This is a genomic window from Clostridia bacterium (assembly GCA_014360065.1).
GTDB lineage: Bacteria > Bacillota > DSM-521 > Neomoorellales > JACIYF01 > JACIYF01.
Map to the genome: position 1 here is coordinate 1 of JACIYF010000111.1, position 8106 is coordinate 8106.

Sequence of the window (8106 nt, forward strand, 5' to 3'; positions counted from 1 at the left end):
GAAAGCCAAGTGGTAAAACCGTTGCTACAAAAGGGAGAAAGCCAAAAGGTGCTTAGCCTCCCTTGGGTTAGAGATCAAGGGGTTTCCGTAGCGGAAGTTTATGAAACCTCAGACTTAAAACAGGGCCTTGCCCGAATGCTATCAGGAGATACCCTGCTTATGAGCGAGGGTTGGAACAAGCTATTGGTTTTGAGTGCTCGGGGCTGGGAAAAGCGGGCTGTGGAGGAACCGGCCACAGAGGCGGTAGTGCGGGGTCCGAGGGAAGGATTTGCGGAAGATCTGCAAACCAATACTTCCCTAGTCCGCCGTCGTCTCCACTCGGATAAATTGCGAGTCAAAAACTTGACAATTGGTTCCCTGACCCGAACGCCAGTATCCCTGCTGTACATTGAAGGCGTTGCCGACCCCGCGGTACTTTCAGAACTCGAAGAGCGGCTCGGGCGCATCAAGATCGACGGCATCTTGGAAAGTGGTTACATCGAGGAATTTATCGAGGATAGCCCCTTCTCTCCTTTTCCCCAAGTGGTCAGCACCGAACGGCCGGACCGGGTAGCTGCAGCCTTATTGCAGGGTCAAGTAGCCATTATGATTGATGGTACCCCGATGGTTCTTATAGTACCCAGCAATTTTTTTAATTTCCTGCACTCGCCGGAGGATTATTATGATCGCTGGCCGGTAATTATAGGCATTCGGCTTTTCCGGTTCATGGGCTTTACTATTTCGCTCATCATACCGGCCCTGTATGTAGCTCTAACTACCTATCACCAAGAGATGATACCTACCAGCCTAGCGGTGTCGCTGGTGGCCCAGCGAGAGCAAGTGCCCTACCCGGCGGTGGTGGAGGCTCTAATAATGCAGTTTACCTTTGAGCTTTTGATCGAAGCCGGCGTTCGCTTGCCGCGGCCCATAGGCCAATTCATAGGCATAGTGGGCGCCTTGGTAATCGGTGAGGCAGCAGTGCGGGCGGGACTGATCTCGGCTGCCATGGTAATCGTCATTTCCCTCACAGCTATAGCCAGCTTTGCGGTTCCGTCTCCAGCCATGGTAACCACCGTGCGCATATTGCGGCTGCCGATGATCATTTTGGCCGCAGTCATGGGCTTGTTTGGCATTTTTACCGGGCTATTGCTCATTCTTATCCACCTTTGTAGCCTGCACTCTTTTGGTACTGCCTACTTTGCTCCTTGGGCCCCCTTTATCGGCAGCGATCAACGCGATGTGGTGCTCCGGGTTCCCTGGTGGGCGATGAAAAAACGGCCCCTGTTACCGGCCTTTCGCAATTTGATCCGGCTTGGCAACCAGCCCTTGGAGAAAATGCGGGCGGTTGGCGAACGGGAAATGCCGGAGGCGGAAGCCAAAATCAGCGACCGGGATGAGGAGAGCCGGAAGCAGGGGCGTGAACAAGAGGAGCTGAGAAAAAGACCAAAGCCGGGACCGAGGTGAGGAGGTTAGTCACCATTAAAGTCAAGAGCATTATTCTTTTGGTACTGGTATTGGGATTGTTGATTCTTGCTGGTGGTTGCTGGAACCGTCGAGAAATCAACGATCTAGCTATGGTCTCCGCAGCTGGCATGGACTATATCGATGGCCGCTATCGAGTTACGGCAGAAATCTTTCGACCCGGCATGCCGGGAGGGGGGCGAGGGGGAGTCCCAGGCCGCCAATCCATCATTGCCACCGGCGAAGGCCCTACCGTTTTTAGTGCTATCCGTAACCTAGCCCTAAAAGTTCCCCGCCGCACTTACTGGGCTCATGGGAATGTGGTGGTGGTGGGAGAGGACCTGGCCCGAAGGGGAATGGAAGAAGTTATTGATTTTTGGGATCGCGACCCCGAGGCCAGGCGCAGCAGCTACTTTTTGATCACTCAGGGCCAAGCGGCCGACTTAATCGTCAGACCTCAGGCTGGGATTGAGCGCTCCCTGGGGAGAGAGATTGCTGGCCTAGCCAAGACCAGCCGTTCCGCAGGGTACAGCTACGTGTCTACGCTCCACCACTTTCTGGTTACTATGGCTTCAGGCAGCACCGCTCCTACGCTGGCTATCGTTGAGTTCAGCCCGCAAATGCAGCCACCCCCGCCGCCTGGCGGAGCTGCCCCTGCTGGCGGTGGAAGCGGTGAGGGCAGCACTGTCAGCGCGGACAGCATGCTGGGCGTAATCAAGGATGAGCCCGTGCTTACCCAGACGGTTCGGGTTTCTGGGGTGGGCGTGTTTCGCCAGGACAAAATGATTGGCCAGCTGAATGCGCGCGAAACCCGCGGCATGATGTGGGTACGGGGCTTGACGAGCGTCAATAACACCTTGCGGGTAGAATGTCCTGCATTTAGTCCGGCACCGGTGACTTTGGAGGTCATACGCTCCCGGCCCAAAGTTGTAGCTAAGGTTATTGGGGGTAGGCCCCAGGTCAAGGTCGAAATTAAGGCCGAGGGCAATCTGGTGGACCAAGGATGCGCCGATGACCTTACGGTTTGGAATCTCTGGGGCAATCTGGAACAACAGGGCGCCAACGTCATCCGCGGTGAAATCCTAGAGGCGGTAAGGAAGGCTCAAGAACTCCGGGCTGACGTTTTTGGCTTTGGAGAAGCTTTGCATCGCTCCCAGCCCAAGGTCTGGGCGCAGATTAAGCAACATTGGGAGGATGAATTTTCCTTGTTGCCGGTGGAAGTAGAAGTAGAGTTTAAGCTCCGCCGGAGCGGCTTGGACCTGAGGGGGCCGGGGAGGGGGCCATGATGCTATTGAAGGTGAGGCAAGGGAATGGTCTGGCTTCTAGTATTCGGGTACGCTTTGATTACGGTCTGGCATGTGCTGGTACTACGAAGGAAAGGGGCCCAGCGGGAGATGTGGGCTTTTTTGGCGCTGATGGCGATAGCAGTGGCCATCAGCCTTCCCATGGCCATGGGGCTGAAGCTTCCCAGTCCCACAGATGCCATCATACGCCTATTTACGCCACTAGCCCGATGGTTCCTTGGGATCTGATCTTTGACTTCTCTTCGCTCAGAATGGTTTCGGCAACGCTGTTAGTGACTGCTTGACTCCTGCTCGCTCCGCCTGGCACTCAGCGTGACCTCCCAAGAGAGGCAGTGTAAGCTCTGCGCTTCTACCTGTGATGGCGACCCTAGCTGCTCCGAACCCTGCGTTGAGCGCTGGGTCGCAGGTCAATTTGGCTATTGACAGGGACAAGGTTCTGGGTTAGGTTAGGTGTAGTTGTTACGGGATTGGCGCGGGCGTCAATCTTTGGGAGGGGAAGAAATATGCCAGCTGTAGTGAATAAGGAAGAGTGCACTGGTTGCGGGATTTGTGTTGATTCTTGCCCGGAGGAAGCTATTACTCTCAATGATGTGGCGGAGGTAGATCCAGAAAAGTGTTCTGAGTGTGGCACTTGCGTAGAAGAGTGCCCGCAGGAATGCATTGAGCTGGAAGATTAAGTGAATTAAGGAACTAACTCGGATTTCGGTTTGGCCCGCCCCATCCCTTAAAAAGTTATCTCCGAGCCGGAAGACCTAACGGACCTAGGCGTCCTGACTTGATCCTACGGTTAAGTAGGCGCTCGAGTCAGGCGCCAGGTTCCATGGTCCCCGGCCAGCCTTTGGCCGAGCGTAGCGGCGGAAGGCTCGGGGCTTATCTGGAAACGGATAAGCCTCCCGTCTTGGAAAGGAGGCTGATTACATATGCTTGCCCTGAGTATTGTATAGCCGACATCTAGGTTTTTGATGCCGGCTTTTTTGTGCCCGCACAAGTTTCACGGAGGTGCTATAGCCCCAAATCGCAGCATCGCCATTAATTGGCCATTTGCTGATACTGTTTGGCGTCAAGGTGGGTATTGGGGGGTATTGGCTGGGTGGGTGCAGCTGAAGAGGTTGAAACCCGATGTGAATTGTTTGGCGGAGGTGCAAACTATGGCCAGATCTAGGTTTTGGATAGGATTGCTGATGGTGGTTGCCTTGGTAATCTGGACAAGTGGCTGCGGGCCCAAAAAGCCAGAGCCGGCTTCGCTTAAAGGCCAGGTTACGGTGTCAGCTGCTATGAGCCTCAAAGAGGCGCTAGAGGAGACCAAGGCGGCCTACCAAAAACAGCATCCCCAGGAGCAGATAATCCTTAACTTTGGCAGCTCGGGAGCCCTACAAACTCAGATCGAGCAAGGGGCCCCAGTAGATATATTTATTTCAGCGGCGGCCAAACAAATGGATGAGCTGGAAAAGAAAGGGTTGCTCGTGTCTGGTTCCAGGCGGGATTGGGTCCAAAACCAAGTGGTATTGGTGGTACCGGCAGGAAGCCGGTCGCCGATTAAGAGTTTTGAAGACCTTAAAGGCGCGACTAGATCTCCGTTGCGAATCTGCATCGGCGATCCCGCCAGCGTCCCGGCTGGACAATACGCCCAGAAAGTACTTGAACACCTAGGTATTTGGGAGAGCCTAAGGCCCAAACTGATCCTGGCCAAGGACGTGCGCCAAGTATTAACCTATGTGGAGACCCATGAGGTTGATGCCGGGATTGTCTACAGAACCGACGCCTTGAGCTCGAGCAAAGTCCAGGTGGTGGCGGAGGCTCCAGCCGGTTCGCATCCGCCGGTGGTTTACCCGGCCGCCCTTATAAGCGGCGGGCCGGGGAGATCGGCGGCACAGGAGTTTTTTGACTTTCTCTGGAGCCAAGAGGCGGTTGATATCTTAAAGAAGCACGGGTTCACTCCAGTTACCACGGCTAAGTCCTAGGGCAGCTAGAGTTTATCCCCGGCAGAGCTTCTTTGGGAGCGGGTGTGGGACCAGACCAAGCTCAATGCGAACCCAGCGCTACCTGCCAGAACCATGCTGGCACCGGATGCTAAGTTAAAGGCAAAGGATAGCCACAAGCCGATCAAGTTGGCCCCTACTCCGGCTAACACGCTGTATAGGATCATTTTCTGGTAAGTGGGGGCCAACTGCCGGCCGGTGGCGGCGGGCAAAACCAATAGGGCCGAGGCCAGGATTATCCCGGCAATCTTTACTGCTACAATCACACAAATGGCTAGGACTATTAAAAGTGAAAAGTGAAGAAACCGAGAAGGCAAGCCGCAGGCCTCGGCCTGCTCGGGGTCAAAGCACCAGGCCAAGAGGTAACGGAAAAAGAGGGCAAAGAAGGATACAGCCAAGGTAGCTACCGCCACCACCAAGTACAGATCGGTTTTGGACACGGCCAATATGTTGCCAAATAAGTAGCCAAAAACGTCCACATAGCCGTGGTAGAAGCCGAGCAGGGCTATTCCTAAGGCCATGGAAGCTGAGAACAGGATGCCGATGGCCGTATCTTCGTGGATATGGCCTTTTTGGCTCAACCAGCCGCTTACCGCTGCTGCAAAAACGGCAAATAGTCCCCCAGTGAGGGTAGGGTTGATGCCGGCGACCAGGCCCAGGGCAATACCTCCAAAGGCGGAATGAGCGATGCCGCTGCCGATGAAGGCCAGTTGCTTGGTGACCACAAAAAAGGAGGCTAGCGAACAAATTATTCCTAGGATTAGGCTGACTAACAACGCCCTCTGGAAGAATTCGTAGCTGAGGGCGGATGCCAGAGCGCTCAACATCCTAATACTTCCTTTCCAATCGGGGAAGTACCCAAGACTGCCGCTTGCGAGCTTTGGCCATTCTGCTCGCACCCAGCCGTGGCATGCAGCTGACCCTGGTCGAGTATCAGCAGCCGATCGGCCCAGCGGTTTACCTCTGGGAGGTTGTGGGAGACCATTAGTACGGTGAGCTCTAACTGCTGGTCTAAGAAATCCAGCAGGTCAAAGAAATGCCTTTGGGCAGAAAGATCTAAGCTGCTGGTGGGTTCGTCTAAAAGTAGCAATCGGGGACGATGGTTTAAGGCCCGGGCCAAGAGGGCTAGCTGCTGTTGCCCGCCGGAAAGCTGGCTTATAGGTTGCTTGCGCAAATGGTCGATGCCTACCATGGCCAGGGTGTCTAGCAAATTGGCCTGGGCCGCCCGGGGCCAATGCCAACCGCCAAACCACCCTTCCCCAGGCCACCCTGACAAGACTACGTCCTCAACTTTAAGCGGTAGCCAAGGGTTGAAGTGGGGGCGCTGGGGCATGTAGCCGACCAGATGGCGGGCCTGGGTCTTGTGCGATGGGTCCATATCCATGAGCAGAATTTTTCCCTTATAGGGGCGGATAAGCCCGAGAATGAGACGTAGCAAAGTAGTCTTTCCGGCTCCGTTTGGTCCTACTAGAGCTACCATTTCTCCAGCGTCTAAAGTCAGGTTTACGTCTTTAAAGAGGGGCTTTGGGCCCCAATAATGATCTAGACCTTCTATCGTAACTAAAGACAAGGTTTAGCTCCTCCTCGGTTGTTTAGCTGTTTTCCTTATCGCCCTTGCAAGGCCTTGGCCCACATGGTCAAATTGTAATCCATAAGCGCCAAGTAACTATTACGGCCGGGCAGTTGGGGGCCGCCCAGGGGGTCGAGCACGTAGACTGCGCCTCCCACTTCGGCAGCCAGGGCTTGAGCCACTTGAGAATTGGTCTGGGGTTCGGCGATGACCGGTACCGGCAAACCGGTGCGGCTTTTTTGTTGCCTTGCTCGAGCAACTATAGCGGCCATCTCTTGGGCGGATATCTCTTCTCCTGGATGCTCTTCAATGGTTCCCAAAACAGCCAGGCCGTAGCGCAAGGCAAATCCATCCCAAGCGCCGTGCATCTGGATGAACTGTCGCTGTTTGAGCGGCCCCAGAGTAGTAGCGATGGCCTGATCGAGCTGGGTCAGCTGAGCCTGGTAGGCAACTAGGTTTTTCTGGAAAACCTCCTTGCCTTGGGGATCAACTTGGGCCAGGAAACCAGCAATAGCCGGCGCCAGGCGATCGCGCACCAAAATAGGGTCCAGCCACAGGTGGGGGTTAAGCGGGGCGTTATGGGGGGAGGCGCCCGGCGGCAGTGGTTGGCTGGCATCGCCACGTCCTTCGCTGGTCACTTTATAAAGATTAAGTAGCGCCATGTTGGCGGTGGCTGAGGTCACTAGGCCTTGTGCCCAGTCATCCAGCCCTCCTCCCACCATAATTAAGCCTTTAGCTTGAGCCAAAGCCTTGAGTTGCTCAGGCTTGGGCTCAAAAGCATGGGGACTCGCTCCTGGGGGCAATACCGTAATTACCTTAACCCGGTCTCCAGCTATGTTTTGAGCAACGTCAGCAATAGGGAAGATGGTGGCTGCTACCGCTGGAGCCGAGCAGCCATTACCTTGGTTTATGGATTCTAGTACTGAGCCGGTCCCCGGCCCGCTGCTCAGCCCTCAGCTGGAACCGCTGGGGAAAGTAGTCGAGGTTTGGCAACCAAAAGCCACTCCGACCAGGGCTAAGGTTATAAGCAAAAGGAGAACATGACTAACTTTAACCCTTTTTACCGACTTCATAGCTACACCTCCCAGTCAATTATAGCTGCCCTATTTCCGTTTAATTTTGGCCACGGTGGGCTCGCATCTGGTTCTGACACTTGCTGCAGTACCCATGAAGTTCAAAGGAATGTTTGATTACCTGGAAGCCATTTAGTTCTTCCTGGGTAGGTTGCCAATTGGCTACCGGGCACCCAGGCAAGCAAGTGATGCTGCCGCAGCGCAGACAGACCAGATGGTAGTGGTGTTGGCGCACCAGCTCAAAGCAATCGCTATGACAGGTGCCGGAACGAATCTGCGTTACCAGGTCCAGGTCTACTAAAAGGCGCAGGTTGCGGTAGACAGTATCCAAGCTGGTGTCGGGAAAGACTGCTTGGACCTGGGTACATACTTCTTGGGCGGTAATTGGTTTAGTGGCTTGGCCCAAGATGCGGACGATTTCCCGGCGTTGAGGAGTCAGTTTGTAACCAGCTTCCTTGAGCTCATCGATAACCCTAGATGCAGCCATTGGTATTTCTCCTATCTAAGAAAAATCTTATTTAATAGGTCTAGGAATTATTCTACTCCGTTCCTGGTTTTAATCAACCCCCCTGGGCCTAGATCATCTCCAAGTTTTCAGTCCTGGTCTGCTCAGCTCTAGCGATCTTCTAAGGCCAAACTACCGCTTCGCCTCAAGCTCCGGCGGGCTTCCTGGCGTATTCGGCATAACTTATCCCTTGGGGATTTACCCAAGACCTGGGAGCGACGTCGAACATGGGTGA

At 54.6% G+C, this 8106-nt stretch carries 9 protein-coding genes and 1 riboswitch; of the genes, 5 read left to right on the forward strand and 4 right to left on the reverse strand.

The genetic code is table 11. The features are described from left to right. The 5 genes from H5U02_12505 to modA all read left to right on the forward strand — a co-directional run. On the forward strand, positions 1-1443 hold a 1443-nt coding region (locus tag H5U02_12505; protein MBC7343239.1), incomplete at its 5' end, for a spore germination protein. Continuing rightward, the gene (locus H5U02_12510) at positions 1440-2726 is read left to right on the forward strand and encodes a Ger(x)C family spore germination protein (GenBank protein MBC7343240.1); all 1287 of its coding nucleotides are present in this window, start codon (positions 1440-1442) and stop codon (positions 2724-2726) included. The genes H5U02_12505 and H5U02_12510, both read left to right, overlap by 4 nt. 24 nt (positions 2727-2750) lie before the next feature. Then, the gene (locus tag H5U02_12515) at positions 2751-2972 is read left to right on the forward strand and encodes a hypothetical protein (protein ID MBC7343241.1); all 222 of its coding nucleotides are present in this window, start codon (positions 2751-2753) and stop codon (positions 2970-2972) included. 275 nt (positions 2973-3247) lie between these two features. Beyond that, positions 3248-3421, forward strand: coding sequence for a 4Fe-4S binding protein (locus H5U02_12520; GenBank protein ID MBC7343242.1), 174 nt, complete (start codon positions 3248-3250; stop codon positions 3419-3421). 47 nt (positions 3422-3468) lie between these two features. Further along, a riboswitch (molybdenum cofactor riboswitch) is annotated at positions 3469-3669 on the forward strand. Positions 3670-3892: 223 nt separating this feature from the next. Then, positions 3893-4705 carry a molybdate ABC transporter substrate-binding protein gene (gene modA / locus H5U02_12525; protein ID MBC7343243.1) on the forward strand — a complete coding sequence of 271 codons (813 nt, stop codon included), beginning with the start codon at positions 3893-3895 and terminating at the stop codon, positions 4703-4705. Positions 4706-4710: 5 nt separating this feature from the next. Here the strand turns inward: modA and H5U02_12530 are convergent, their stop codons facing one another. The 4 genes from H5U02_12530 to H5U02_12545 all read right to left on the reverse strand — a co-directional run bounded on the left by H5U02_12530 (position 4711) and on the right by H5U02_12545 (position 7853). Further along, positions 4711-5550, reverse strand: coding sequence for a metal ABC transporter permease (locus H5U02_12530; protein MBC7343244.1), 840 nt, complete (start codon positions 5548-5550; stop codon positions 4711-4713). Next, on the reverse strand, positions 5544-6293 hold the full coding sequence (locus tag H5U02_12535; GenBank protein ID MBC7343245.1) for a metal ABC transporter ATP-binding protein: 750 nt from the start codon (positions 6291-6293) through the stop codon (positions 5544-5546). Before H5U02_12535 ends, H5U02_12530 begins: the two co-directional genes overlap by 7 nt. A gap of 35 nt (positions 6294-6328) precedes the next feature. Continuing rightward, on the reverse strand, positions 6329-7243 hold the full coding sequence (locus H5U02_12540) for a zinc ABC transporter substrate-binding protein (GenBank protein ID MBC7343246.1): 915 nt from the start codon (positions 7241-7243) through the stop codon (positions 6329-6331). A gap of 163 nt (positions 7244-7406) precedes the next feature. Beyond that, entirely contained in the window at positions 7407-7853 is a 447-nt protein-coding gene (locus tag H5U02_12545; protein ID MBC7343247.1) for a transcriptional repressor, read from the reverse strand. Positions 7854-8106: the final 253 nt, after the last annotated feature.